Source organism: Pseudarthrobacter sp. HLT1-3 (assembly GCF_059383535.1).
In genome coordinates, this window is sequence record NZ_JBWZCJ010000063.1 from 1 (window position 1) to 1,739 (window position 1,739).

The 1,739-nt window shown below is 64.7% G+C and carries 1 protein-coding gene; it reads right to left on the reverse strand.

Annotated elements, in window-relative coordinates:
* Positions 1 to 175: 175 nt before the first annotated feature.
* Positions 176 to 1,615 carry an IS1380 family transposase gene (locus AC50X9_RS21200; protein WP_494897061.1) on the reverse strand — a complete coding sequence of 480 codons (1,440 nt, stop codon included), beginning with the start codon at positions 1,613 to 1,615 and terminating at the stop codon, positions 176 to 178.
* Positions 1,616 to 1,739: the final 124 nt, after the last annotated feature.

Below are 1,739 nucleotides of genomic sequence, written 5' to 3' on the forward strand. Positions count from 1 at the left end.
CTAGCCCGGATTTTTCATGATGGCCGGGTTGGCGGTCGGGTCAGGGGCTAATTCCCGTTCCGGCTGATTCTGCGGTTTTGGGCGTGCGGGCGGGGCCTGTTGTCGCTGGTTGGGCGTCGGGTTCCACGTCTCCGATGGGTGGTGCTGGTGGTTGCAGGGGCTGGCCGTCCGGTTTTCAGGCCAGGCGAGGGATCCGTTGTCGGAGGCTGTTTTTCAGGCCGGCAATGGCGGTCAGGAGGGTGGTGATCGTGCCGGTTTCCGGCGCTTTGTCGGGGATCAGCAGCTTGCTCTGCCGGGCCCGGGTGATGAGTTTCCCGGCGGTGGCGAAGAGCCGGTAGCGCCAGCGTTTGATGTCCCAGCCGCGGGCCTTGTGGCCGGCTGGCAGCGCGGTGAGTTGCAGCCAGGAGACCAGGTTCATGGCCAGGGCGGCGATGTTGGCCCAGGCCTGGTTGGCGGGGAAATCGAAGAATGGCAGCTTCCCGAGTCCGGTGTTCTTCAGGGTTTTGATTCGGTTCTCACACCGTCCCCGGGCCCGGTGCCGGGCATCAAGGGTGGGTCCGTGCCAGCGCGGTGAGTTCGTCAAGAAGGCGGTGATGCGGTGTCCGTCTGCATCCAGCAAGGTCGGCTGCGCCCCGGGGTGGAGGGGTTCGGCCCGCAGGTACAGGTTTGTCCCCGCCGGGTAGTCGGTGAGCCCGAGGATCTCGGTGGCGTTGACGACCCACGCGTCGGCGCGTTCCTTGCCGTTCTGGTCCAGGGCGGGCTGCCAGTACTTTTTGTCGTTGATCCAGCCGACCATGTGGGCCTTGAGCACCGGTACCGGGTAGGACACCGTGAACTGCACGCCCAGCGATGCGAGGTGGTGCAGGAATTTCCGGGACGCCCCGGCGCTGTCGGTGCGCACCAGCACTTTCTCCCCGATGAGCTCGCCTTGTTCGTCGTAGAAGTCGTCGGGGAGCTGTTCGATGGCCTGGGTGAACACCTTGATGTGGTCCTCGGCGCTGTTGGCCCCGGCATTGCCCGGACGCATCACTGCGGCCAGGATCTCCCCGGTCCCGTTGCCCGCGCCGTAATCGACGCTGGCAATGAAAGGGGCGAAGCCATACCCGCCCTTGTAGGTGCCGTGAGCTTGGTCCTTGTCACTGTGGGAGGCCACGAGCGTGGCGTCCAGGTCCACTATGAGCGGATCCAGAGCGGTGGCCTTCAAGGCCGGGTTCCGGTCCCCGGCTGTTTCCCATGCCCGGGAGCGCAACTCCCGCGTCAACGTGGCGAAACCGTAGGTGAAGACGTCCGGGTTGGTCACCGTCCGCTCAAAGAACCGCGAGACCGTCGCGTTCGAGGCAACTTTTCCGAAGACACCGGCGCCGGTCCGCAGGATGTCCAGATCGGAGACGTGTTCCCCGCCGCCGGCGAGCATGACCGCCAACGACCCCAGGATCGTGCCGGGCCGATGCCAGGCCCCGGAGGGGACGAACTGGCCCAAACGGTCCTCGCACAAGCCCCGGAACCCAAGCGCATCCACGAACGAGGTCACCACGTTCAGTCCGGCATGGGAGACCAGCGACTGCTCCGTCGTGGCGACAGGAAGGGACGGAAAAACTCCGGTAATCTTGGACATCAGAAAGGTGCTTCTTTCAGCCGGTGGAACAGTGCGTCAACAACACTATTTTCCCAGCTCAGAAGCACCTTTCGTCGCTTAAACACACCCTACGGGCCCCACCCTCATGAAAACCCCGGGCTAG